Annotated in this window: 17 protein-coding genes and 1 pseudogene; 7 read left to right on the plus strand and 11 right to left on the minus strand. The window is 66.7% G+C overall.

Annotated features, from left to right (window positions below; all coding sequences use genetic code 11):
* Positions 1–2: 2 nt before the first annotated feature.
* The 3 genes and pseudogenes from ACWGJ5_RS05805 to ACWGJ5_RS05815 form a co-directional block, all read left to right on the plus strand.
* Positions 3–499, plus strand: a pseudogene (locus ACWGJ5_RS05805) (class I SAM-dependent methyltransferase); the annotation flags it as partial.
* Positions 500–809: 310 nt separating this feature from the next.
* Positions 810–2,294: a zinc ribbon domain-containing protein gene (locus ACWGJ5_RS05810; protein WP_453308526.1), complete on the plus strand. Its 1,485-nt coding sequence runs from the start codon at positions 810–812 to the stop codon at positions 2,292–2,294.
* A 46-nt stretch (positions 2,295–2,340) separates the two neighbouring features.
* Positions 2,341–2,712, plus strand: coding sequence for a hypothetical protein (locus ACWGJ5_RS05815; protein WP_453308527.1), 372 nt, complete (start codon positions 2,341–2,343; stop codon positions 2,710–2,712).
* Positions 2,713–2,864: 152 nt separating this feature from the next.
* Here ACWGJ5_RS05815 and ACWGJ5_RS05820 read toward each other — a convergent pair whose 3' ends face one another.
* Genes ACWGJ5_RS05820 through ACWGJ5_RS05830 form a run of 3 tightly spaced genes read right to left on the minus strand, consistent with a single transcriptional unit; the run spans position 2,865 to position 6,225 of the window.
* Positions 2,865–4,580 (minus strand): hypothetical protein, encoded by a 1,716-nt coding sequence (locus tag ACWGJ5_RS05820; RefSeq protein ID WP_453308528.1) that lies wholly within the window; start codon positions 4,578–4,580, stop codon positions 2,865–2,867.
* A 17-nt stretch (positions 4,581–4,597) separates the two neighbouring features.
* A complete protein-coding gene (locus ACWGJ5_RS05825) occupies positions 4,598–5,515 on the minus strand; it encodes a protein phosphatase 2C domain-containing protein (RefSeq protein ID WP_453308529.1) in 918 nt (305 codons plus the stop codon).
* A gap of 26 nt (positions 5,516–5,541) precedes the next feature.
* A complete protein-coding gene (locus tag ACWGJ5_RS05830; RefSeq protein WP_228625417.1) occupies positions 5,542–6,225 on the minus strand; it encodes a vWA domain-containing protein in 684 nt (227 codons plus the stop codon).
* A 563-nt stretch (positions 6,226–6,788) separates the two neighbouring features.
* Between ACWGJ5_RS05830 and ACWGJ5_RS05835 the strand changes: the two genes are divergently transcribed.
* A complete protein-coding gene (locus tag ACWGJ5_RS05835) occupies positions 6,789–8,666 on the plus strand; it encodes a DNA/RNA non-specific endonuclease (protein WP_453308530.1) in 1,878 nt (625 codons plus the stop codon).
* Positions 8,667–8,804: 138 nt separating this feature from the next.
* Here the strand turns inward: ACWGJ5_RS05835 and ACWGJ5_RS05840 are convergent, their stop codons facing one another.
* Both ACWGJ5_RS05840 and ACWGJ5_RS05845 read right to left on the minus strand, forming a co-directional pair.
* Entirely contained in the window at positions 8,805–10,241 is a 1,437-nt protein-coding gene (locus ACWGJ5_RS05840; protein WP_453308531.1) for a tyrosine-type recombinase/integrase, read from the minus strand.
* Positions 10,242–10,355: 114 nt separating this feature from the next.
* Complete coding sequence (locus ACWGJ5_RS05845; protein WP_453308532.1) at positions 10,356–10,622, minus strand: helix-turn-helix transcriptional regulator; 267 nt, start codon at positions 10,620–10,622, stop codon at positions 10,356–10,358.
* A gap of 1,158 nt (positions 10,623–11,780) precedes the next feature.
* Here ACWGJ5_RS05845 and ACWGJ5_RS05850 point away from each other — a divergent pair.
* Together ACWGJ5_RS05850 and ACWGJ5_RS05855 are read left to right on the plus strand one after the other, a co-directional pair.
* Positions 11,781–12,353: a hypothetical protein gene (locus ACWGJ5_RS05850; RefSeq protein ID WP_453308533.1), complete on the plus strand. Its 573-nt coding sequence runs from the start codon at positions 11,781–11,783 to the stop codon at positions 12,351–12,353.
* Positions 12,354–12,864: 511 nt separating this feature from the next.
* The gene (locus tag ACWGJ5_RS05855) at positions 12,865–13,755 is read left to right on the plus strand and encodes a hypothetical protein (RefSeq protein WP_453308534.1); all 891 of its coding nucleotides are present in this window, start codon (positions 12,865–12,867) and stop codon (positions 13,753–13,755) included.
* Between the two features lie 469 nt (positions 13,756–14,224).
* On the opposite strand, the gene ACWGJ5_RS05860 is transcribed toward ACWGJ5_RS05855, so the two are convergent.
* The gene (locus ACWGJ5_RS05860) at positions 14,225–17,206 is read right to left on the minus strand and encodes a patatin-like protein (RefSeq protein WP_453308535.1); all 2,982 of its coding nucleotides are present in this window, start codon (positions 17,204–17,206) and stop codon (positions 14,225–14,227) included.
* Positions 17,207–17,283: 77 nt separating this feature from the next.
* Here ACWGJ5_RS05860 and ACWGJ5_RS05865 point away from each other — a divergent pair, with 77 nt between their 5' ends.
* Positions 17,284–19,308: a GMC oxidoreductase gene (locus tag ACWGJ5_RS05865; RefSeq protein WP_453308536.1), complete on the plus strand. Its 2,025-nt coding sequence runs from the start codon at positions 17,284–17,286 to the stop codon at positions 19,306–19,308.
* Between the two features lie 213 nt (positions 19,309–19,521).
* Here ACWGJ5_RS05865 and ACWGJ5_RS05870 read toward each other — a convergent pair whose 3' ends face one another.
* The 5 genes from ACWGJ5_RS05870 to ACWGJ5_RS05890 form a co-directional block, all read right to left on the minus strand.
* Entirely contained in the window at positions 19,522–21,051 is a 1,530-nt protein-coding gene (locus ACWGJ5_RS05870) for an amino acid permease (protein ID WP_453308537.1), read from the minus strand.
* A gap of 42 nt (positions 21,052–21,093) precedes the next feature.
* Positions 21,094–21,756: a hypothetical protein gene (locus ACWGJ5_RS05875; RefSeq protein ID WP_453308538.1), complete on the minus strand. Its 663-nt coding sequence runs from the start codon at positions 21,754–21,756 to the stop codon at positions 21,094–21,096.
* A gap of 728 nt (positions 21,757–22,484) precedes the next feature.
* Entirely contained in the window at positions 22,485–23,240 is a 756-nt protein-coding gene (locus tag ACWGJ5_RS05880) for a TylF/MycF/NovP-related O-methyltransferase (protein ID WP_453308539.1), read from the minus strand.
* Positions 23,237–24,199 (minus strand): LLM class flavin-dependent oxidoreductase, encoded by a 963-nt coding sequence (locus tag ACWGJ5_RS05885; protein WP_453308540.1) that lies wholly within the window; start codon positions 24,197–24,199, stop codon positions 23,237–23,239. The genes ACWGJ5_RS05880 and ACWGJ5_RS05885 overlap by 4 nt, the downstream gene beginning before the upstream one ends.
* On the minus strand, positions 24,196–25,281 hold the full coding sequence (locus tag ACWGJ5_RS05890; RefSeq protein WP_453308541.1) for a phosphotransferase: 1,086 nt from the start codon (positions 25,279–25,281) through the stop codon (positions 24,196–24,198). Before ACWGJ5_RS05890 ends, ACWGJ5_RS05885 begins: the two co-directional genes overlap by 4 nt.
* Between the last annotated feature and the right edge of the window lie 3 nt (positions 25,282–25,284).

Genomic DNA, 25,284 nt, shown 5'->3' on the forward strand with positions numbered 1-25,284 from the left:
CTCTGGCCGGCGAGCGGACCGGGACGCCGGACGACACGGCAGTGCGGTGCGCCCTGCGGCGGGCGATGCACGTCCAGGTCGACCCGCCGCCCCACGTGCTCGAGGACGAGATCGGCCTGCGGATCGCGGACCCCGGTGACGGTGGCGCGACTCCCCGGACATGGACCAGGAGGCCACCCGCGGATTCCGTGCCGCCATGGTGGCCCGCGCCCGCTTCGTCGAGGACCTGGTCGCCGCGCAGGCGGACCTGGGCGTCGACCAGTACGTCCTCCTCGGCGCCGGCCTGGACACCTTCGCCCAGCGCGCCCCGGGGACCGCCTCCCGGCTGCGGGTCTTCGAGGTCGACCAGCCGGGCCCGCAGGCCTTCAAACGCCACCGCCCGGCAGAGCTGGGCCTCGGCATCCCGGACCGGCTGCACCTGGTGCCGGTGGACTTCGAGGCGGCCGGCGGGTCCTGGCCGGAGCGACTCACCGCACCGACGGCCTGCGCCCCTCGACCGGAGAGGACCTGCTGCCGGCCACCACCTGAGCCCCGGCTCAGCCCGCATGACCCGATGCTGTCCTGCATCCTGCGGCGGTTCAGCCCAGGTCGAGCGCCAACCCAACGCACCGTCCGTGTAACGGAATTGGTCTAGGTGACGTTGGTGACGCCTCCTTGCGGTATGTGTGGTGCACCGTAATCTTGCGGGTTCGCTTACGAACGGGGGAGCAATGACGACGGCATGCCCCGGATGTGGCCGGGGCGCGGCCACGTGGTCCACGCTGTGCGCCTCGTGCGGTACACCCCTGAACACCCCGAAGCCGGCCGCTGTGCAGCCCACGTCCCCTGCTGCCGCGCCGCTCACGGTCAAGGGGCCCACCACGTGGGGCGGCGGACGACGCCATACCTCCGCGATCCGATGGGGCGGAGGCCTGGATGTCACCAGATATCTGTGCGCGGCCGCGTACCTGGACCGCGCGTACGCCGAGTTACTCATCAAGCAGATCGCCGCGGAACCCCACCTGGGGGTGGGGGCGGCCCCGGCATGCGAGGTGCCGGTGGTGCTCCGCCACGCCTATCTGGCCAATGCGCGCCGCCACCAGCGGGACCTCCTGCTCGCCCCACTGCTCGTGCTGTTACTGCTCTTCGTGTTATGGGCTCACGACTCCGGGGTTGCCCTTCTGGTGCTGTTCCTGGCCTGGCTGACCGTGTTGGCCTTCGAGCTCTCGACCCGTTACGGGGGGCACCTGCAGAGCCTGCGCCCGAACCGGTTCGACCCCGCGGCCGCGCCTCCTCCGCGCAACGGTGACATCGCGACGCGGCTCAGCCAGATCAGCGCCTACGCTGACGGAAACACCATCGTCTACAGCGGATACTCCCCCTTCGTCGGGTACGGAGTTCCACTCGACTCGTGGTCCTTGACGTTCGACGTCAGTGCCCCGGGCCCGCTCGGGGGTACTCCACAGGACTTCGACGTGACGGAGCTCTACGACCACGTCGCCGCGCGCCTCGGCACCCTGTCTCTGCCCTGTCTGGAGATCGAGGAACGGCTCTTCGTCGAAGGAACGACCCTCCTGGGGGACGCCCGCTTCCTTGCCGACCCACTCGGCCGGCCCGTCCCCCGGATCGGCCAGGACCAGATGGACAAGCTGAAGCGAGCACCCGAGGAAGGCGCCCGCCCCTATCTGGCCGTGCACTCCACCGGCTGGGGCGGTGAACTGGTCACCTCGCTCTTCCTGCGCTTCGTCCGGTCCGACTCCAACCTGTGCGTGGAAGCGACTCAGACGGTGTTGTTCCCCCTCGCCGACCGCTACCGGATCATCGACACTCTCATGCCCCGGCCATCCCTGCGCCAGGTGGCTGAGCTGATGTCGGAGACCTTGGCCAGCACCCCGTTCGTCCTGCTGGCCTCGCCTGTACGCGCGGTCACGGGGTTCTCCCCCGACTACCGGATCACGCGGCGCGTACGGCAGCAGAACAAGCTGATCACCTCGCTGCGCCGGTTCGACTACGGCGCGCGGTGGGGCGTACGACAGCAGGCCGCCGCGACGAGTCATCAACGCCACTTCCACAAGGCCGACAGCGGTCTTGCTCTGAAGATGATCGAAAGGCGTGCCCTGGACGCGCTCATCGAATTCGCCGAGGCACGTGGCATCGACGTGAGCGAGCTGATCCAGCGCCAGCAGCTGATCGTCAACAACGGCATCATCGCGACGGGCGGTTCGCAGGTGGCGTCCAGCTCGATCGCCTCCGGAACGCAGTCACGGATCTACATGCGCTTGCTCAACAAGATCCCACTGGTGAACACGGATTGATGTCCAGAAGGCCGCACGGTTCGAGGACGAGGTTTGGAGGACAGGAATGAACAGCAATCGCGGGATCATCGCGACGGGCGGTTCGCAGGTCGTCGGGAACGCTGTTGCCAGCGGCAGGAACGCGAAGGCCGACGTTCGGGACAGCGGTCTGATCCAGTCCGGCGAGGTCAGGCAACGCACGCCCCAGGAGATCGGCGACCTGCTCGGCCAACTGATCGATGAGCTGGGCCGGTCCGAGCATCCCGAGCGCGCCGACCTGATCGAGGCCGCGCAGGACGCGCGGGACGAACTCGGCTCCGAGACACCGCGTGTGGGCAAGCTGAAGCTGTTCTCGCGAGCACTCGTGGACGCGGTGCCGGGGGTCACGGCGATGGCCTCCCTGGCTGCGACGATCGAAGAGGCGATCCACAGGCTGTAGCCGGGCCGGCAGCAGAACCCGGTGCCGGCGCGGATCAGGGGGACCCGGTGAGCTCCCGTGATGGCCCGCCGGCGGGCCTCGGCGGACTCGGCGAGTTCGCCGCCATCGCGAGGCCGCTGCCGGACGGGCCGATCGTGGGTGGTCTCGGAGGGCTACATGTCGGGAAGGCCGTGACGCTTCCAGATGCCCTTCCCGCACAGGACCGCGCCGTTGCCGGGCTTCCACAAGCGGTCCCTCCCGCAGGCGTCGTCAGGAGCGCCGCCGGGGTACACCCTCGTGAGCTGGACGGTGTACTGGTAGTCGTCGGGGATGCCGGCGTCGCACGGAGTGACGGCGTTGAAGTACATCGAGAGCGTCTGGCCGCTGGCTTTGGCGAACATGCACTGGCCGGTCACGTAGTTGCGGTCCAGGCAGAGATTGGTCTCGGTGTAGTCGCTGTTGTTGTGGTACCAGGTCATGTCGTCGGAGGAGCAGGTCCCGTGCTCGACCGACGCCACACGGAAGTAGGCGTCGGTGTCGGAGCAACTGGTCGTCGTCGGCGTGGACGAGTTCCATTCCGCGTCCTTGTAGTAGTCGCTCAGGCAGTCGTCGGTGGAGACGTCGCTGAATGCCTGGTCCTCCGCGCTGGGCGGAGTGGTGCTGGGGTCGGTGGTCGTCGCTCCACCACCGTCGCTGCTGCTTCCACTGCCGCTGCTGTCGTCGGCGGTGCCGTCGCTCGGGTACTGGGAGGGCCCGCTGGTGTAGTCCTGGGAGACGGTGGGCTGCGGTGAATCGTCCGACGCGGAGCTGGAACCGCTGTGCGAGTGCGTGGCCACGAACGCGACGACGATCACGATCAGGGCGACCACAGCAGCGACTGCATTGAGAACGGACCAGTTGACACCGGGTTGATTGCCCGCCGGGCCGTGCGAGACCCCCGCCGCGCTCCCTCCGCCGGGGTGGCCGGCCGATGAGGCGTTGGCCCGGCGGGACGTGCGCTGCGCGGTGGGCGCTGTGGCGGGGGCGGTCGATGCGGTGGTGCTCGCCGCGCTGAGCTGCTCGGCCCACGCGGCCGGGGCCGGCCTGCGGGCTGTGTCGGGGTTGAGACTGGCGCGGGCGAGGTCACCGAGTCCCGGGCTGAGCGCGGTGAGCGCGGTGGGGTCGGTGGCGGACTGATCGCGGGCGAAGAGCCGGATGGCGAGCAGCGCGAGCTTGTGGACGTCGCTGGCGCGTGTGGCCTTCTCCTCGCCCGAGGGGACCTGCCAGTCGGGTGTCTCGGCCTGGGGCAGCACGGTGGTGCCCCGCACGCGCATGGCGTCACAGTCGATGAGGAAACACTCCGGCCGCGGGGCCGTGGTGAAGAGCAGGTTCTTGGGGGAGAGGTCGCCGACCGTGATGCCGATGCGATGCAGCCGGGCGAGGGTGGCCGCCAAGTCGGTCAGAATGTCGAGCCGGTCGCGTTCGCTGATGGTCAGACCGACCCCCGCGACGTAGGCGTCGTCGTTCAGCAGGTACTCCAGATTCGCCAGGCGCCTTGTTCCCGTGGGCGTGCCGGCCAGGCTCTGGAAGCTGAAGCGGAACCGGTCGGGAACGGCACGCATGAGGAACCCGCAGGCATGGCCGTGGCGTTCGACAACGGCCGCGGGCCAGGCGGTCTTGTCGCACAGCCACCGGCCGTCCTCGGCGCTCAACTCGCCGAGCAGGCCCACTTGCGCTGCCAGTGCGGCCGCGTCGAGGTCGGGCAGCACGGCGGTGGCGTACTCCTTGTAGGCCACGTCCCAGCCGGCGCCCTCGGCCTCGTTGATCTTCTTGTTGGTGACCTGGTACACGGTGCCCTGGCCGCCTTGGCCCAGCCGGCGGCCCAGGGTGAGCGTGCTGTGTTCGACCACCGGTAATGGCCTGGGGCTCATCGTGACTCTGCCGTGGAGTGGGGCCAGACGGCCAGCAGAGTGCGGTCGTCGTCGAAGGTCTCCCGGGAGAAGTCCAGCAGATGCGCCAGCCACAGCGCGGGCGGCGGGGCCGCGAGGTGGCGGGCGAACAGGGAGCCGACCTGGCCGTCGCCGTCGCCGAGCGGATCCTCGAACCCGTCGGTGCCGATCAGCAGCGCCTGACCGGAGTCCAGGCGGGCGCTGGTGTGTTCCAGCGGATCGGGGACGTGGGGAAGCGGTGTCACCTCGTTCGACACCACCAGGGCGTCCGAGTCGGTCTTCGGGCCGAACAGCGGCTGATACCGCCCGCTGGGCGAGTCCAGTACCCAGGCGCCGGAGTCCCCGATACGGCAGATCTCGGCCACGGGCCCCGACGGGTGGGCGCGTACGGCGCCGGCGACGAGCGTCGTCGCGTAGAGGCCCGCCACCTCGCTCGGCTGGGGCTCTTTACCGTTCAAGCGCCACCGGGCCAGCTCCCGCAGTCGCTCGGCGGCATGCCGGGCCACCTCCGGAAAGACCAACGTGCCTTCGGCTTCGGAGAGTTGATGCAACATCATCTCAATGGAGGCCCGGCACGCTTCGACAGCGCCCAACTCGGAATTGGCGGCGCTGGAGACACCATCGGCCACGGCGAAGACGACGCTGCCCGTGGATTCATGTACCGCGGCACGTGCGGCATCCTGGCGCGGCCGGCGGTAGTACCGGTGTTTGGCACCGCGTACCGAAGCGAAGCGCAGGGACAGCGAAGGTGTCGACCAGCCGTCACACTCGGTGTCGGGGAAGTCGAAGTCGTACTGGCCCGGCGGCCGCGCCTCGAACTCGGGGCCCGGAACGCCCACCGTGACCCGTTGCCAGGGCGCAGGCCCATGTGCGGCCACGGGGGAGGTCGGCGCCACGGCGGGACCGTCGCCCCTCGGGAACTTCACTCGCCGACCTCATCGATCGCCATGGTGAACTGGTCCGGCCGGTTCACCACCAGTTGCGGGCTGGCCGAGTTCAGCGCCTGCCCCGAGGCGACCAGGCTCGCGGTGAGCGCGTGGAAGAACTCGGCGACCGCCCGGCCGATGTCGGTGCCCGGCTTGGCGACGAAGGCGAACTCCTTGCGCGTGGCGACCTCGACCATCGTGTGAGCCTGGGCATCACCGATCCCGCAGGCCACGATGTTCGGGGCGGTCGGTGTCGTCGCCTTGTCGGTCAGCTTGGCATGGGGCTGACGCCAGGCCCCGCCGTCGGTGGGCTGCCCGTCGCTGAGGAAGAACACCACCGGACGGTGAACCTTGTACCCCTCACCGCGCAGCCACTGGACGTCGGAGGGAATCCGGGCCAACAGATCGTCGAACACCGCCTCGTAGTTGGTCAGGCCCCGGATGCTGACCTGGGGCAGGCTGGTCTCGGTACGCATGTCGGCCACCGCGAGACGCACCTGCACGTCGTCGGAGAAGCCGAGCACGGCCAGCCGTAGCTTGGCCGCGACCATGGGCTCGGCCCGAAGGCCCTCACACAACGACACAAGACCATTCGACAAGTCCTGCCGGTACGGTCCCATCGACTGCGACTCGTCCGCCAGCACATAGGCCGGCAGCAGTACGCCCCTGGTCTCCGCCATTGAGTCGGTCTCCCCCGTTGTCTGGTCCGTCGCGCCGTGTCGGAAGTGTGCAGGGCTGGGTGAACTCCTATGACTGCCCTGGGAGTTGAAGTATGTTCCCGCGATGGGTGTAGAGGCTAGCGATACGGGGTGGAGCTTCGGTGGGGAATCGCTCCTGGAGTAACGAATCCGACGAGCCGAAGTTGCCGACCTGGCAGCAGACGCCTCGTGCCGTGCCACCGCCCCAGGGACGGCCCGCGCCCCTGCCACCCACCCGGTCCGGCGCGGGCGGAGCTGCCGCTCAGGGCGGATCGACCTGGACCGCCACGGGTGCGAAGCCTCCCGCAGGCGCGGCTGGATCGCCTCCCGCAGGCGCGGCTGGATCGCCTCCCGCAGGCACGGCTGGATCGCCTCCCGCAGGCACGGCTGGATCGCCTCCCGCCGGTGCGAGGGCATCGACGTGGGCCGGTCCGGCGGCACCGCGGTCCGCACCGCCGCTGTCCCCGGGCCCCGGACCGGCTCCGGGACCGGCCCCCGGGCCACCGCACCAGCCGACGCTCCGGACCGGCGCCGCCGTAGCCGTCATGTCCACGCACCGCGCCGGCCGCTGGGTGGCGCTCGTGGCGTTCGGTGTGATCGCCGCCCTCGCCGCCGTACTGCTGACCAGGCACGGCTCCACGACACCGACACCGACACCGCAAACCGATCGCCGGGCGCCGTTCGCCGCCGCCCTGGTGGATCTGGCTCTGCAGCCCGGCGTGCGGTACTCCTCGACGACGGACGGTTCCGGCTGGACACAGTCACAGGTCACGGCCACCGGTGAAGCGCTCGGCGAGGAGCCGTACGCCGGCGCGCGCGTCAAGACGCTGACCGTGGGCGGCACCACCTACGTCAAGATGCCCGACCCGCTGCCCGCCGGGCTCGGTGGCTCGGACGGCCGGACGGATCTCGCGGGCAAGTGGGTGACCGGGGTCGCGGAGGCCGATGCGGCGAGCGGTGCGACACCCCGCGCCGGGCTGAGTCCCGCGGTGCTCGCGAACCTGCTGCTCAAAGCGGTCAACAGCGGAAGTACGGCCCTGCCGGACTCCGACGCCGCGCCCGTGAGCGCGGACGGTGTGCCCGCGCTCAGGGCGAGGACCGCCCAGGGCGACCTGTACGTATCGAAGGCACCCCCGCACCGGTTCCTTCAATTCGTGCCGCGTGCCTCCTCGCGGAGCGGGCAGAGCCGTACGGGAACCGGCACGCAGCAGGCCGACGCGCGCGAGCCGGCCGTCGCGAACCGTCTCGCCGCCTTCACCACATGGGCGAGCGCACCCGCCACCGGCGCCTTCACGGTATCCGCACTGTCCGGACCGGAGAGCAGCTCTCTGCTCGGCGAGATCCACGACGACACCGCGCAGCTGTCCGGCGCGCTGGACAGCGGCGTCACGGCGCGTGCCGAGGAAAAGCCGCACGTGAGCTGCTCTGCCACCGGATGCGTGGTGGGCAGTCACATCACCGGCGTCGTCCCCAGCGGTGAGGCCAGGAAACGGATCACCAGCGGACGGGTGACGGTCGAGCTGACGGCGACCGTGACGATCGAGGGCCAACCCGCCGGCACCTGCACCGCCACGGCGGAACTGCCGCTGGAGAGCTCCGGCGACATCACGTGCAGTGACGCGGACGCCGGCCCGGTCTTCGCCGAACAGGAGGCCGAGAGGAGGCAGGAGGCGGAATCCGAATCCCGGGCCCAGGGCGGGACGTCGGTTCCCTACGGCATCCACTACGCCGCCGACATCGAGGTCCGTGTCCTGGCACGGGTGGACGTGGCGGCCCTGCAGCAGGCGCTGCAGCAGGAAGAACAGCTGACCCGGGAAGCACCGGCACCGGCCGATCTGGTCGAACGGGCGGCCCCTGCCCGGGAGGACGAGGCCCGGGACTGCACCCGTTCCCGCCCGGACCGGGCGGTCGACAACGGCGCCGGCTGGATGCTCAACACCCTCGGTGCCAACGGCCGCAGCGAAACCGGTCAGGCCTGCCTGAAGAACCCGCCCAACAACAGCAGCGACGAAACCAAGGCCGACCCGTTCGGCTATCAGCAGGCACGCGCCGAGGTGCGCAGCCTCGGCCGTGACCCCCAGGACGATCTGGCGCGCTGCCACATCATCGCGGCACGCTTCGGCGGCTCCAATACGCTGGCGGCCAATCTCAGCCCGTGCGGACAGCGGATCACGAACAACGGCCCTCTGGGCATGTCGGCGTTCGAGAACGAGGTGGCCGGGGAACTGGCACTCCAGCCTTCCGGCAGCATCCGCTACCTGGTCGAGCCGTTCTACGCGTCCCCTCGGAGCAGCATCCCCAGGGGGTTCGTGATGATCGCCATCGGCTACACCCCGGCCGGAGTCCCGAACGACGTCATCTCGCGGTCGGTCCTGAACGTGGTGGAGCCGGCCGGCGGCGGCCTGACGAACATCGGCGACTGAGGCCGCCCGCGCCCGCGATCTCCGTCCCGAGGGATCGGGTCTGGCCGGTCTTCGGGTCGCGGGCTCCGGCGAGGGCTTCGACGCAGGCGGACATTTCGCGCCTGAAAGACGCGGACGCGCTGGTCAGGGCCTACTGCCTCAGCACTCGATGATGTTCACCGCAAGCCCGCCACGCGCCGTCTCCTTGTACTTCACGGACATGCGCGCGCCGGATGCGGCAATCCCCTTGACCTGCGGATTCGGGGGGATTTTCTTGATCCACCCGGCCAGCAGGGACTTCTCAGGGACTTTCGGCTGGTGGCGGTCCTCCAGCCATGTGTCCATGGCGGCGAGACCTCGCTGACCTGCGCCCGGCATGAAGTGAGCATAGTGGTCGAGGGTGACCTTCGGTGTCGAGTGCCCGAGCCACTTCGACAGGCTGACGATCGACTCGCCGGCCTCCAGCTGCACGCTCGCATAGGTGTGCCGGAGGACGTGGAACATGTCCTCGCGTGGGGCGGCGTAGATGGGGACGCGACGAACGCGGCCTCCGTCACGCCGCACCTTCTCCCCGACGGGCTCGATGATGCCGGCGGCGGCGAGGGCGGGCTTCCAGCTGCGGTCGTTCCAGGTGCGGTAATAGATCCGGTTGCCGTGCGAAGTGGTCAGGACCAGGTTCACCGTAATCGGCATCCGCTGGCGTTGCTCCAGGGCGGTGGTCGGTGGCTCGGGGTTGCGCCAGGGCAGCGTGCAAGGTGTCGAAGGGAAGCGCCGGAAGTGCTCGCGTGCGCGGAGAGCGAGGTTGGGCGGGAGGGGCACGTCGCGGGTCTTGCGCCCCTTGGGGACGGAGAAGTAGGGGCGTCCTTTGATGTCCCACTTGAGCTGGCGTCGCACGTGGACGACACCCGCCTCGAAGTCGAAGTCCCCTTCTGCCAGACCGAAGGCTTCACCTTGACGGAGCCCCAGCCCGATACCCAGATCGACAGCGAACCAGTAGCGATCCTGGAGACCCGCCCGAACGGCGTCGACAATCTCACGGGCCCAAGCCTTCGCCTTCTTCTCAGTGGGGCGTGGGGGTTTGACGCTGTTCTTGGCCTTCATGGGATTGCGCAGCAGGCGCTGGTCGTCCACGGCACTGGCGAGGATCGACGACAGGTGCCCCCAGATCACCTCCGCCGTCGTCTCCTCGACCCGGGAGAGCAAGGCGGCCTTGAAGGAGCGCAAGGCCGCTGCATCGATCTCACGCAGAGGGAGATCGCCCACCAGCGGGATGATGTGGTTCCAGATGCGGCTGGCCAGCGGGCCCGCAGTCGAGGGCTCGTCGGCTCGGGCCGGCCACCAGTGGTCCACGGTGTAGTCGGTGAGCGAGATCTCGCCCCTGCGCGGGTCGACGAAGTCGCCACGACTGGAGTCGGTCTGGGCGGTGGCGAGCCACTGCTTGGCGTCCTCGCTCGTGTCAAACGAACGGTCCTGGACTCCCGGAATCCCCTTGACCCGGTACCGCTTCCCCTTGCCGTACTGAGAGGTGCGCTCGCGTTTGCCGGTCTGCTTGTTCGGCCGCTTCTTGAGCCAACGGTCTTCTATGTAACCGGCCATTCAGTTGGTCCTCCATGCTTAACGTGCGTCACGTGCTGGTTGGTGGCAACGCACTCCGCGGCCAGTGTTTATCCCGGCTGCGGACGCTCTTTTCCTGGTCTTTTCGAGAGGGTGCTACTTGGGGGACTTGTGACGGCGCTGCGGCTTTTGGGTAAGGGGGTTGAGGGCAGAGTTGGACCGGGAGTCCGCCTGCTCTTGGGCCTGCACCCACGTGTCGAGCGCGGTGATGCGGTACATCACGCGGCGTCCCATCCGGAAGCTCGGAGGGCCTTGGCGACGATGACGCCAGACATAAAGGGTGTTGGGGGAGATCCCCAGATACTCGGCGGCCTTCGGGAGATTCAGGAAGGCGGTCTCGGGTGCTTGGCTGGCTTGTGGCACGACTGTTCTCCTGTCGTGATGACTGCGACGACAGGATGAGAGTCCGGAGAAAGGCAGGTTTGGTTGGGCTGGGACTTTCTGGTAGGAAGACCGACAGAGTCGGCGTTGACACTCTGCTGAAGCCGTGAAGCTGACCGCCGCCGAACCACCGATTGCGTCGGCCGAGAAGATCGATGACTGCCGCTACGTGATCACCGACATTCTCGGCGGACTATCGTGGAGCGCCGGCCAGGGTAGCGGTTGTTCATGGCCTAGGAACGGACGCAGGCCAACTGGTGAGTCGGTGCGGGGCATTGGCGGTCCTGTAACGCAGGCTGCGACGTGGGTGGCAAGCCGTCTTGAGGCCACAGCGACAGGGCCTGAGTACGCGTCTGCTCCCTGGCCTCCGTGAGTACTGGAGGGAAGGCAGAGCCCTCATAGCCGTGGTACTGAGTCGCTGGGGCAAATTGGTGGCCTGTTGCGGCTCGACTACATACGCGGCGCAACCCCGGGAGGTGGAACTGAGGGGCGAGGCGCGTAAGATCGTCCTCTTCCAGCGCCACAGAGATCATGGCCCCCTAGCAGGTCACGGATCACGGAAGCCTTTCAGCGTTGCTGCTCAAACAGTCAACCTCGTGCTCGAGCGGGGCCCGCGCCCTCGAGGCGGTCGGCTGATGGTCTGTTGGGTGAGCGTCACCTTTCCTCTGGCAGGGGGTCTATCCGGTGTGGTCACCCACGCGCCGGCACCGAACTAAGCGCGATCGGCCAGGCTCGGCTCCCCTGGCACTTGCAGACCATAATGACCCGGTGGGCGCGGGCCACGGTGAGGTCGTGGCAGCGCCCCGGCAGGGCCGGGGAGAGCGTGGCCGCGGCTGCCCGAGGTCCTGTGCGCCGAGTTGAGCACGGCCTCGCGACTGGACTGGCCTCGCTGTGTGCTCGACTCCTCCCGTGTCAGGGTCCCCAAAGCCCGCCACTACGGCAGTGCACCATGGGGCTCTCAGCGTGCGCTGCGGCCAAACACGAGGCACACTCGTCGTGTAGGTGACCGCGCCGAGACGCTCGGCAGGCGAGGCTCCCCACGGGGGAATTCGGAACTCGCCGATGGAACCGGATTACCAAGAAGACGAGGCTTTCCAGCCCGTTAATACGCATGGGCGCTAGAAGGAATGGAGGATAGCTATGCCAGGGATCAAGCCGACCAAAGTCACGTTCTTCAACCACGGTGAGATGACGGGGAAGTATCCCTTGGTGGATTCACACTTTGACTCGCTTGACGATGAGTCGTACTTCACCCACAGCAACCCTACCGAGGCTCAGATTATAGGGCCCGTTGAAGCGCAGGTCACGTTCTTCGATGACCAGCTGTTCAAGCTCGACGAGAACGCACTGCTTGTCTCCCTGAAGCGCGAAGGAACAGAAGGCAACCCGGTCACGGTGGACGTGGCTCAGCAACGCCTGGGTCCAAACGATCACGACAATGATATTTACAAGGGGGAACAGGACGACTTCTGCTGGATTCTCTACAAGCACGCTAAGGCTGACTGGGCTCAGCAAACCCTCCAAGTAGCTGGGAACTTCGCGGAACTGGCCAAAGGCATCGCGGACAACGTCCCCGGCGGCGGGCAGTGGCAGGATTACATCCAGATCGGCACCACCGTCATCCAAAAGCTCAACGCGTTCAATAATCCTGACCGGTCGGATAACAGTCAGGTCGACAACATCTCAAGCGTGCTATTCGGCACCAGCAACTAAAGCCGTGCATCTGCGGAAGCGCATCGCTAACGCAGGCGGGTGCAGTCAACCGAATAAGTAGGACGGTTGGGATGCATAGCCGCGCCCGTACGTCATCTCATCCGCTACGCGTGATATGCACTCTATGTTTCCTCTTCGGGGAATGTATCAGGAAGAGGCGTCCTCCGCCGTGAAAAACGGGAAGCCCTGCGCAATTAGAAACGAGAAGAAGCCCGGACGGATAGCAATCCTTCTCGTTCTAATGCTGGTCCTGAAGCGCGTTCTCCATGAAGAGGCGACTCCTGGCCCCACTCGGCCGCATAACGTAGAAACGCGTCAAGGAATCCATATGGCAGGGCTGCATCATTGGTTTCGCATGCGAGTCAGGGAAGTTCGGGAGCTGTTCAGGAACCATAGAACGGCGTGGCGCGAGCGAGTTAATGCTCGGATTATATATCTCAAACAGCAAGCAGCCCGTGAGCGTTGCCGACAGGCGAAAGATCCGGCTGAGAGATGCCAAAGGGAAAAGGCCTTGGAGGGGATTGAAGCTCACCTTAAAGAGGCAGCTGCTGCAATATACAAGCGGCGTAGACTCTTCTCTGGAGCGGCTGCTCTCGAACGGGCTTGGGCAAATTTGCGCGCTGCGGACACGGCTCTCGTCTCAATTTGCTCGGACGAAGATCTGGTTGGGAGGAGTGTCGACGTACTAAGGAAGGTTGAATATCATATAAAGAAGGATGACCCCCTCAGAGTGGAGGTGGAGAATACAGTTAGGCGCATAGCGCAGGAAGGGGTGCGGGCAGGTGACCGCAACCTTCTTGTGCTTGCGTTGGACGCTTCATACGAGGCGCTGGATGCCGAATATAGCCGCGTGCGAAGCCTTAGCGGGATCCTGCGAATAGCGACGTTTTTCGTCTTGATCGGAGCTGGTGGGCTAGCAGCTTGGGGATGGTTTTGCCCTCATTCTTTGAATATGTGCTCTCTGCCGCAGGGTGCATCATTCGCCGCTTGCCCATCGGGAGACTTCACGAGACGTCTCGGGGAGCCTCCAAGTTATTATGCGAAGCGGATAGACGTTCTTGTTGTGGAAGCGGCGGGTCTGACAGGTGCCGCCCTGACGGTGATCGCTTCTCTTCGGCAAATTCATGGTACAAGTTCCCCTTACATGCTACCGCTCTCTGCAGCGTTGTTGAAATTCCCCACGGGAGCGTTGACCGCGTTTGCTGGCGTACTGTTCATAAACGGTGCATTTATTCCAGGTTTGAGTGAGCTGGACACAAGCTCGCAAATAGTTGCCTGGGCTATTTCCTTCGGCGCGGCGCAGCACCTTGTAACGCGCTTTGTTGACCAGCGGGCCCGCGAGACGCTTTCAGACGTGGGGCGTCCGCCGAGCGATTCGGATTCGGCAGCATCAAAGGCCTGATCAGGTGAGGGGAACAGTGTCCGCAACGAGGCTTCCGGCCGTTGAGGTGTTCGAAGTCTCAACCCGCCAATGCAGGAGCCTCCCGCCGCAACGGCGTACCCGGGTTGGGACTCTGTACCTGCGCAGACACGACGCCCTCGCTCAGATCGCGGCCGGCTTCGGCGTCTCCGTCGTTCACAGCACCGCCTTGCCATCGACCTGCTCTCCGACCGCGTGCCCTGCGTGAAACTCCGCCGACGCGTCAATGCCCTCTGGGCTCTCCTAGGCGGCAGGCAGTGCTAGGAGCCCACTCCGCCTGCTGCCCTCGCGGCTCGGCAGGTTCCATTAGGAATTACGGACTCGATGCAGATGGTCACCAAATTCCCGGCAACTGTATGGCAGGCTTCGCTGTCTCAGGTGGGAAGGCGCGTTGGACACCGGGCGTGCGAAAAGGCGCTGGACGGAGCTTACCGGAGAGGAGGAAGCGGCATCAGGACGGTTGCCTCTGGCGCGGTCTCCGGGGAAAGACGTCGCGGACCATCCAGAATGGAGGCACCAGGAGCACGCAGAAGAAGGCGGCCCATGCCCAGGGGTGATCGCGCAGATAGGGGATGGCGCAGTTGCTGAGCCATGGAAACAGGGTGGCCTTGACGTAGGGGATGAATCCTGCCGCAGCAAGGACGGCGAGGGCTGCCACCAGAACCCCGGTGCTGACGTAGGCAAGCTTCCGGGGGGCTACGACGGCGAGCACGATGATGCCCGCCAGGACGGCGATCAACCCCGCCGCGCTGATCCACGATGCCGTGCTGCTGGCGGCGAACGCTCCGATGGCCAGGAGACCAAGGCCCGCCATCAGTGGGCGGCGTGCGGTGAGGTCGACGGTGGTGCAGGCCAGTCGCAGGGCTTTGCTGAGCATCGTCATGAGCGGCCGAAGCGGCTTCCAACCGATGGTGGCTGCTTCCACTGCGTTGGCGGTCACCGCCATGGTCTGCACAACGGTGCGTGTCAGCAGAGGTGTACCGACCTCCCCGGAGAGGGTTTCCTTGGAGATCTGGCACTGGTTGAGCAGTTGTTGCGCGTTCTCCCGTGTTACCTCGGTACGTTGGCATGCCCGCTCGAAGGCGCTTGCCCTGTCTGACCCTCCGTCCTTCCTGTCCAGCGCGACCTGCTCGGCGACGCGGGGGAGCTCTTCGGCCGCGATGAGCCGTTGCAGCGCGTCAGCGACCCACATGGAGGTGAGTGGGAGGCTGCTGGGACGGCGGACCGAGGGATCTCTGCCGAGAAAGGCCAGTTCGGTGCGGATCGGATCTTTGAGGCTCTCCGGCGGTTCACTGCCTGCGATCTGCTTCAGCTTGTCCCATACGAACTGGGTGGCCCGATCCGCGCGTTGGTCTCGGGCCACCCAGGCCAACCGTTCGGGAGACAGCAGGATGTGCACCAGCCACCCAGCGCCGTCCAGGCGGCCCCACATCCAGTCATTGGCTCGCCAGGAACGCTTGTAAAAGGCGCCGAAGTGATGGAGTTGCAAGCCGGTGAGCTTCTCGGACGCCAGACTCCTGACGTCGAGCAGTGTCCGCGTGTCAGCGCTGACCTCGACGAGCCCCACCTTCTGCGGAACAGCTGTCTCCCCAGCGGACAAGACCTCGTGAGCCGCCTGCAGCACGAACAGGCGTCGCGCCGCCCTCCCCGGCGAAGCGGGTGACTCCTTCCGGCCTTTGGTGAGAAAGGTCAACCGGCCGTCCACCACCCTGCCTTTGAGGCCTTTCTGCGCCTCCTGCACGGCCTCGTCGAGCGCTTGCCAGGCAGCTGCCCACGCCTCGAGCGGGCCCTTGGGGGGCGCGCTCAGGGCAGTCTCCACCTTTTCAGGGATCTCAGCCTCGTGCCCGAGGGGGATGGGCGCGCCGAGTGCCTCGCTGAGGTCAGTGATGGGCCAGCGCGATGCCTGTCGGCTCGTCTTGGCGTGTACCTTTCTGATGATTGCCTGGAGGTCCTTCCGCCTGTCGGGGTGCATGTGGCAGCTCTCACGGAGCAGGTCGAGCACGGTGGCCTTGGCGCAGTCGAGTGAAGCCTGGCCGAAGAGTGCCAGGGTGTGGAACAGGTCCTTGTCGCGCTCGGACTCTTGTTGTGCAGCGCTGGTGGGGCCTCGATGGCGTTGGAGACTGGTGAGCGCGCTGATGCATCCGGGCCGCTCGGCCGGGAGGCGGGCGGGGATGCGCCGGCTCAGGGCAGTACGGGCCACGGCCGTGGCCGTCTCCAGGTCGGCGCCGAAGCCGCTGGGCCGTTTGTCAGCGGCGCGGGCGCCCGCCGCGACACGGGCGAGGACCTGCTCCGCTGCTGCCTGGGCCTTGTCGTCGATCCACGCGGTGCGGTACTGGGCAAACAGGGTGTCGGCGTCCTCGAGCGAAACCCAGTGCGCCAGCCATTCCTCGCGGCGACGGCGAGCCATCACATGCTGGTTGTGTTCTTTGAGCGCCTTCAACTCTGCTGCGTTGGTCTGCGACGTGGCGGCATCGAAGTCTTTGACGAGTCCGGGGACGATCCCGGGGATCTGATCGGGCCGGGGATGAGGGTGTTCGGTTGGGACTGCTTCGACGGTAGGCACCACGTAGGCGAGCACCCGGCGAACCTCTGTTTCCGCGGGGCGATCGAAGATGGCTTGGAGAGCCGGACCCAGAGGTCGGTTGGCGAGCAGTCCGCCGTCCGCGCAAAACTGGGTTCGGCATCCGGCGTCGAGGTAGGGACGCATGTCCGGATGACCGGCGGGTCCGGGTTTACCGATCGGGATATACGCAGGCTCGAAGGCTGCTGGAAAGGATGCGCTGGCCCTGGCGGCTAGGGCCAGCGCATCCGCCACGTCGGCGTCATGCTTCAACTGTTCGGGCCGGAAGGTGAACAGGCCGTGGTGGTCGGTGTCACGCACGGCTGTGTCGAAGTCGTCGCGCAGGGAGCTCTGGGCACCGTCCAGCAGGGTGGTGGTGATGAACACGTGCGTGGGATTCTCGCCGGTGCCGTCCTCCTCCGCCAGATTCCCGAGCGCACTGCGCAGCCCGTCCAGCAGGACCTGATCGCCTTTCAGTAACGAGGGCGGAGCCTGCTCCGACGGCGCGCGTAGCAGCCCCTCGAGCGAGCCTTCCCCCAGCCACAGGTCCCTCAGGCTTGCCAGGTCACAGCCTCTGGCGTTGGCCAGCCCCAGGAATGCCACGTTGATACCGCCGGCGCTGGTACCGGACAACACGTCAAGGCTGACGTCGATCTCCAGGAGGTCGAGCAGCTCCTTGTACTTCGCCCGAGCTCCGGCCGCGCCGGCGCCACCAATGCCGCCGGCGGCACGATGAGCGAGCAGGAGCAGGTTCATCTCCCGGGCGACACCGCCCATCCAGACAGCCAGGCTGACGCCGCCTGTGAATACGGTCGCCAGCCTCAGTTCCAGGCGTTCCGGTCGCCCCTGTTCCTGCACCGCCTCTCCAGCCATGCGGTCACTATGCCCGATTTGCGCCTGAGGCGGATTGTTCCATCAGCATTTGATGATCGATTCTCCGCTTTTGGCGGGTGGCGCCGCGTGCTTCCAAAGGGCGCCAGCTGCTCGACCTGTCGCATTGGCACCCCGGCCGCACCGGTCGTAGCGTGGAAACAGGCAAGCGGCCCAACCGTTCGCACAAGATCATGAGGGCACGTACGCCGCCGCGGCAGGCGCCCCATGCAGGCTTCGCCTCCGGGCACCCTCCGTCACCCGTGACGCCCAGTTTTGGCATGCGCAGGAGGGACCCTGTGTTCACGATTCGCTTGGTGACAGACACCTACGCACCGGATCAGACAGTGGTGCTGCGGACATCGGCCGACAACTGGCGCATCGATCGCGGTGGCAACTACACCGACGGGGCGTGGACCTTCCAGTTGGACGAGCAGGCGTACCCGACAGGACTGCAGTTCAAGTTCGTCCTGAAACCCAACGAGTGGATGAACGGGGACAACCTGTCCCTGCAGCCCGGCGAACTGCAAGGCATCCGTGACTACACCGAGGCGCAGGTCGCCTTCCCTGCCAGCGAGCAGGTGATCACCGAGAACGGAGTGATACCCCGGAGCTTCTTCAAGCGCTCCCTGGATACCGGGCACGTCCACGACGTGATCGTCGTCGGCTCGGGAATGGGCGGCGGGATCCTGGCGAGCAGGTTGGCCGACAAGGGCCTGGACGTGTTGGTCCTGGAGGCGGGGTCATACCTGTTCCCCACTCACGTGGGAAATCTTTCGCGCAGGCTGAAGCTGGGGCAGTTCGACAAGCACGTCTGGTCGCTGTGGGAGGACTTCCGCGTGCCAAACTACGTCAAGGCCCCCGGCGTCAAGGCCCCCGGCACGGACTTCCAAGGAGCGCAGGCGTTCAACCTCGGAGGGCGGTCCCTCTTCTGGGGAGGACTCATCCCGGAGCAAGCCGCATGGGAACTGGCCTCCTGGCCCGCGACCGTGCGAGGCGACCTGCTCCAGAGGGGGTTCGCCGTCGCAGCACAGCACATCAACGCCGTCCCACCGCAGGACACCGCATACCAGGACCAAGCCCGAACCGTTCTCGGCGGCCTGATCGCCGGATACACCGCCACGGACGCCCCCATGGCGGTCGAGTACATCGGCCCGACTCATCTCTCCATACCCGCCGGGTTCTTCTCCACGGCAGACCTGCTGATGGAGGACCGGCTGGTCGAGGATCCCGGATGGGTGGGCCGCAACCCGCCGACGGTCAACCTCAACCACGCCGTGTGGCAGGCCCTCCCGGACACGAACAATCGGCGAGTCACCGGCGTGCGCTGTTACGACCTGCTGGCGCAGAAGGTGCGTGAGTACCCGGCCAACACAGTGGTGCTGGCCGCAGGAACCATCGAATCGGCGAAAATCGCGCTCCAGTCCCGACTCACCGACCGGAACCAGAAGATCGGCCAGGGACTGACCGACCACACCATCCGCTACCGGCACTTCACACTGTCACCGAACGGCCTACTCAGCTCGACCACCGACTCGGCCAAGGTGCTGCTTCGCCACCCCGCTGCTCAGCCCGGCAGTCACGCCTTCGACATCGTCATCGAGCTCGGCGCGGACTTCAACCAAGGCCGCTACGTAGACCCTGCCAACCTCGCCCGCGAACGGCAGGAACGAAACAACTGGATGCTCTGCGAGATCGTGTTCATGTACTACGCCGATCTACAAGACACCAATGGGTTGACCATCACCGGCCAACCCGAGGACCCCGTCACAGTGACCGTGAACCGCGCACCACCGTCACGCAACGATCTCGACGAGGCCGAGGCCATCGCTGCAAAGCTTTTCACCACCCTCCAGGCCGAGCCCGTACTCGGTGAGAACGGACTTGCCCTCCAGGATGCCGGTCTCGGCTGGGTCGCCCACGAGGTCGGTACCCTGCGCATGTCCGACCGGGGCGACGGAGTGGTCGACGAGAACCTCAAGTTCCTCGATTACGACAACCTCTACGCCTGCGACAACTCCGTCTTCCCGGCCTCTCCTGCCGCGAACCCGAGCCTGACTCTTGTCGCCCTCGCGCTCCGCCTGGCAGACCACCTCGCGCCATGAGACCTCTCGCCGCTGCGCGACCGTATAGTCGTCGCCTAGGTCCGCTCCATCAAGGATGCGCATGACACGGGTGGCGGCTCACTCAAAGCCCATCGCGCATATTCGCTTCTGGGCCGGACAACTGACTTGATCAGGTTTTCGGAGACCAGGGCCTCCAGCGTTCGCTCGACAATCTTCAACGTTTCCGTGGCATGCGCCGGCTCCGGCATGTTCCTAACGGCGGATCCCTTCCCTCCCGTCGGCGGACCGGCGATCCGGAACGGCGTGACGCGGGTGCGCAGGGTTGAGGAACCACCTACGCGCCGACACAAGCCACCAGATGGCGCAGAAGGCGATGACGACGCCGACCGCGATGGGCGCGTAGTTGAAGGTGTGCGCGGTGACGGGAGAGGTCTGCGGCAGCATGAACAGCACGGTGATCACCAGCACCCAGGCGACGGCGATCACGCCCACCACAGGGGACCAGGAGCCGAGGTGCCAGGGACCGCGCTCGAACCGGCCGCCCTGGCGAAGCCGGAGGTAGGTCGGGATGACATAGGCGATGTACAGGCCGATGGTCGCGATCGACGTGACGGCCTCGTACGCGGTTGTGTTCCACAGGTAGGGCAGGCCAAGGCCGAAGGCGCCCCCAGCGGCGAGCCATACGGCGTTGGTGGGCGTGCGCGTGGCGGGGTTCAGCTTGTGCCATACCTTGGAGAAGGGGAGGGCTCCGTCGCGGGAGAAGGCATAGATCATGCGGGAGTTGGCGGTGACGGACGCCATGCCGCAGAAGAGCTGCGCGACGATGACGACCAGCAGCAGCCATTTGCCGGCCGCAGCACCGAGGGCATCCATGAGGATCTGCGCCGGGGGCACCCCCGTCCCCGAGTTGAGTGCGCCGACGTAGGACTGGACGGCGTAGGTGAAGCCGAACAGCAGGATGAAGCCGGCGGCGAGGGAGACGAGGATGGAGCGGACGATGCCCTTGGGGCCAGCGGTCGAGGCGTCGATGGTCTCCTCGGTCATGTGGGCGGAGGCGTCGTAGCCGGTGAAGGTGTACTGCGCCATCAGCAGTCCGATCAGTACCACGTAGGTGCTGGAGGAGAAGCCGGTGTTGTTGACGAACCCGCCGAAGACGAAGCCGGCCGACCGGTGGTGGTCGGGTACGAGCACCAGAGCGCCGCAGATAAGGATGACGCCGAGGATGTGCCACCAGATCGAGACCTCGTTGAGGAAGGCGACGATGCGGACCCCGAAGGTGTTCAGGACGCCGTGCAGGATAAGGATGATCCCGAACAGGGTGATGGTGTGGCCGGGCGTGGCGGTGAAGTCGAACTGGAGGTCGAGCAGGGCGTTGAGGAAGGTGGCGGCGCCGAAGTCGACTCCTGCGGTCACCGCTATCTGACCCAGGGCGTTGAACCATCCGGTGAACCATGCCCAGGCCGCGGCCGTCCTTGCGGGGGCCATGCGGTGAGCCCAGAAGTACAGGCCGGCGCTGGTCGGGTAGGAGGAGCAGACCTCGGCCATCGACAGTCCGACGAACAGTGTCATCAGGCCGACGAACAGCCACCCCCACATGATCACAACCGGGCCACCGGTGTTCATGCCGTAGCCGTACAGGGTCATGCAGCCGGACAGAATCGAGATGATCGTGAAGCTGACGCCGAAGTTGGCCCGGCCGGACATCGAGCGGGAGAGCGTCTGCTGGTAGCCGAGTTGCTTCAGGCGCTCCTCGTCGGACACGCGGGAGACGTCAAGAGGCATAGGTGTGCCGTCCTTCGTACATCGGAGGGTGGTGTCGGGTGCTCAGTGGTGCCGGCGCCGCGGTGGGCTGTAGGCCCAGGCCCGGTGGCGCAGGAACAGGCCTTCGGCCTGGCCGCAGTAGGCCCAGGGAGCCCGGGTGGCGTAGGGGCCGATCGCGTCGAACACCTCCAGGGCCTCGGTATGGCGATTGGCAAACGACATGGCATGCGCTAGGTAGTTGGCGTCGTCGGCGAAGCAGGCGTGTGGACGAGGCGCGCGGTAGCGCCACCAACGCCCCAGCACGTGGTCGATCTGCGGACAGTCGATCCAGGGATGGATGGTCAGCCCATAGGCCCGCTGGTCCCGCTCCTGACGCGCCCGGTGGGCTTCGGCAACCACGACCAGGGGAAGGGCAGCGATCGGCAGCCCTTGCGGGGCGATGGACGCCTGTTCCTCGGCCCACCACATCGCCTCCCCTGCCCGGCCGTGGTAGCGCTGGAACAAGTAGGTGACGACTTCGTGATGGGCCTCGCGGTTCCACGGATCACGCTTCTTGATCTCCGCCCACACCTGCCGCAGAGTCGCTCGGTCCGGTGCATGCGTCCGCAGCAACGCAAGCATCACCACCAGGGGGGCCACATCCTGCGGCCACACTCCCAAAGCCACGCGGCAGGTAGCCCACGCCTCCTCCATCAACGACCGGCCGGCAGCACGACCGCTGATCATCGCTCGGAGTGCCTGCACATTCCCCAGGAGAGCAAGTGCGTGCGGCGAGCGTGGTTCCGCCTTTGCCCAGGTGTCGGCAAACCGCAGTCGAGCACCAGCTTCTGCGAGAACCTGAAGACGGAAGATCCTGCGGTCCCAGTCCACACCGGTAGAGGCCAACAGCTGCTGAGGGCCCTCCCAGCGCCCCATGGAGGCGTCTTCCAAGGCCCGCCGCAGTGCTTCGTCACCCCGTGCCGGGTGTGTGTCGAGCGGTTCTCTGGTTCTCATCCCTTCGTGTCCCCGTCCACCCTCGACTGGCCAAGGCGGTCGTCCCGCCGGACCACACGCTCGAAGGCCGTGTGCCCAGAGGCACCGATACCGAGGGCGAGAGACGGCGTCCTGATCATCGGACTGCAAACCTCCTGTGACGACGCTGAGTGGCTTCTCCCGGATCCCGGTTTGGTCACCGCAGCACAGCAGCTCCACCGGAGGCAGTACGACCGCCCGACGCCGGAGCGGTCATCCGCCCGGCGCCGTACTTCACCTCTCTCCCGCTGCCGAGGAGGGCGTAGTTGTCGAAGTTGTGGCGCAGCGCAGGCGCCAAAGCCCATAACGGTGTCGTGGCTATACACACTGGACAGCTGCTCGGCGACGTGGTCGGCCAGGGTGTCCGGGTGACCGAGGCCGTTTCGTTCGATAAGTCCCGTCCGGCCGAGCGGACGGCATCAATGAGCGTGAGTTCTCCGGGGCTACCGACCGACGCGGCTGCGCCCCACTGCCGAATCCCAGGCAGCCTGGTCATCGGGGGACAGCTGGTTCGGCAGGGTGGCTTCTACGGACGGGGAGAAGTGCATGAGGTGCCCGGTGTGGGCGGGCTGCTCCAGCCGTGTGCCCGGGTGGGCTGCCAGGTACTCGCGGAACGCCCGGGTCTCGCCAGGAAAGACCCCGTAGTTGTCCACGATCACAATGCCGCCGGGGGACACCAGGGGAACGAGCTGGGTGAGACAGGTGACGGCTGGCTCGTAGAGGTCAGTGTCGATCACGAGCAGCGAGATGGCGAGTTCGGGATGGTCGGCGACGAACTGGGGGATCGTCTCGCAGACGTCGCCCGGGACCAGCTCCGTGTTCGCTTCGAGCCCACGACCGCGTCGGCCCAGGGTCTCCAGGAGCTGGTCTGTTCCGATGCAGTCGAGGCCGGCGACCTGCTGGATGTGGTCGACGATGCGTTGGTCGGTTTCGGCGCTGGTACGGGGGAATTCCCCAAATGTGTCGAAGCCGATGAGGGCTCGGGTGTGCTCGGACTCCAGCAGGTGCCGCAGCATCGCCCACATGGTGAAGGATCCCCCGCGGAAGACGCCGCACTCGACAATCGCACCGGGAACCTGGCGTATCCGCTGGTAGATGTCGTAGAGCGCGAGCATCTTGCCGATGCGGCTGGGGCCGCAGGTCAGGAGGAAGTCCTGTTCGTGCTGGAATGCTGCGGTCGGATCGGGCAGGTTGATCATGTTGTTACCCCCTGAGTGAGTGGCTTGGCGGTGGTGGTGGCTTTGGCCCGGCACGCCGCGGTCGCGAGTAGGTCGATCTGCTCGTCGTCGAACAGACCGAAGGGCATGCCGAGGGCGCACACGACGTGGTCGATCCCGAGGCTCTCCCATGCGGTGAGCCGGTTGTGCACCTCGTCCGGGGTACCGATCAGCCCCCGGCTGCGCCAGGCCTCGAAGCTGAGCCCGTCGAGGTGGCCGCCTGGCACCCAGCGGCGCAGCGTGGTCCATCGCTCGTGGAGATCGGCTTCGTCGGTACCGATGACGGTGGTGAGCCCGACGGAGCGGAGGATCGGCATGGTGCTCCTCCATACCGACGGCTGCGGTGCGTTCAGCCGGGCAAGACACCGTCGGTAGTCGGCAGGGGTGGGATCCCAGGCCAGGTTCCAGCCATCGGCGATACGTGCGGCGACGCCCAGAATGCCGCTGCGTTTGCCCCCCACCCAGACCTGCGGTGCCGTAGGACCCAACTCGGTGCGGATCAGCGCTGCCGTTCGTTCCACGCTGGCGAGCCGGTCGGCAGTTGCGGGAAACCGGCGGCCTGCCGCTGAGAATTCGGCGGCGTTCCAGCCGGCTCCGAGCCCGATGTCGAGGCGCTCTCCGGCGAGATCGGCGACCGTGGCGATCTGATGGACCAGCAGTTCGGGCTCGCGCAGCGGTGCGGGGGTGACCAGGGATCCAAGCCGGACGCGACAGGTGGTCGCGGCGATCGCGGCTAGCAGAGTCCAGCAGTCCGGGGAGCGGCGACGGTCCTGAGGGGCGACATCGAGCCAGAGATGGTCCGATACCCAGAGGTGGTGCAGCCCGGCCTGCTCGGCTCTTTGTGCGTAGGCCAGTGCCTTGTGCGTTCGGTCTGCTCCGGTGACCCCTGAGGTGGGGAAGAAGCCGTCGTAATGAGGCAGTGCCAAGCCGATCGTGATCACGCCGGGCTCCCGTCGGTCTGCTGTGGATGGTTGAAGGGCTCCAGCAGCGGGTGTGGACGGTCGGAATACGAGGAGTCGAGGAGCCGGGCTGCCTCGCCCAGGAGCGGAGCGAACAGTTGGTGCCTTCCGTCCACGATGACCTTGGGTATCTCCCGGAGCAGGAGCATCGCGGTGTGAACAGCGAGCGCACCGAGGTCCTGCTCGAATTCGGCGGGCCTACTCGTCCGTCGGAAGGCGCCCACTGCAGGCGCAGTCCACCTGGAGAGACTGGTTGGGCGCGGGGTGTTGTAACTGAGAGTCAGTGCGGAGCGTGTGGGCGTGAGGCGGCCGTGCGCGCCGGCCAAGAGGGCCTCGACGTACCACCAGCCGACGAGGTGGCTTGTCATCATGCGCCAGTCCTGGTGGTGGCCGGACCACTCCCAGTCCACCAGGTGCCACTGGTTCGCGTGGTCGAGCAGGATGTTGCGGGGTTGGGGATCTCCGTGACAGGCGACTCGAATGGTGGGCGGTCGAAGGGCTGCCAGCCGATCCAGCATCCGGTCCAGGGATCCATGGTCCGTGCCGTTGACGATGATGTGGTGCCCGCCGTCGATCGGCAGTCGCAGGCGGTGCGCGGCGTGGTGTAAGCCGTGTCGGGCACGTTCCAGTCGCAGTGCGTGTTTTCTGGTGGCCAGGGCCGGTTCGAAGCCGGGCTGTGCGGATTGGAGCCACACCCGGCAGAGTGCCTCGGTCACCTCGCTCCATGCCGCGGCTGCGGTCGTGGGCCCGGGGCGCAGGGCGGCGTCCGCCAGGGTGGTCACTGAGGGGCAGCGGGTGATCAGGGTGTCGTTGCCGTGGTGGTGACCGGCGAAGAGAACTTCCGGGAGCCTGGCGCCGAAATAGGGGGCGATGGCGTCCCGGGCGCGGGCCTGCTGGGTGGCGGGCACTCGCGGGTTGCGGGCGGTCTTGACGGCCACGAGCGTGCCGTCGGGCCGCCGGACGATGCGGACGAGGGCTCCCGAGGAGCCGGTGCGGACGATGCGGACGGTGTGGGCGGTGCGGGAGCTTAAGGGCCGCTCCCGCACCGATATACCAGAAGGCATGGG

Source organism: Streptomyces sp. NPDC054783, from assembly GCF_053611725.1.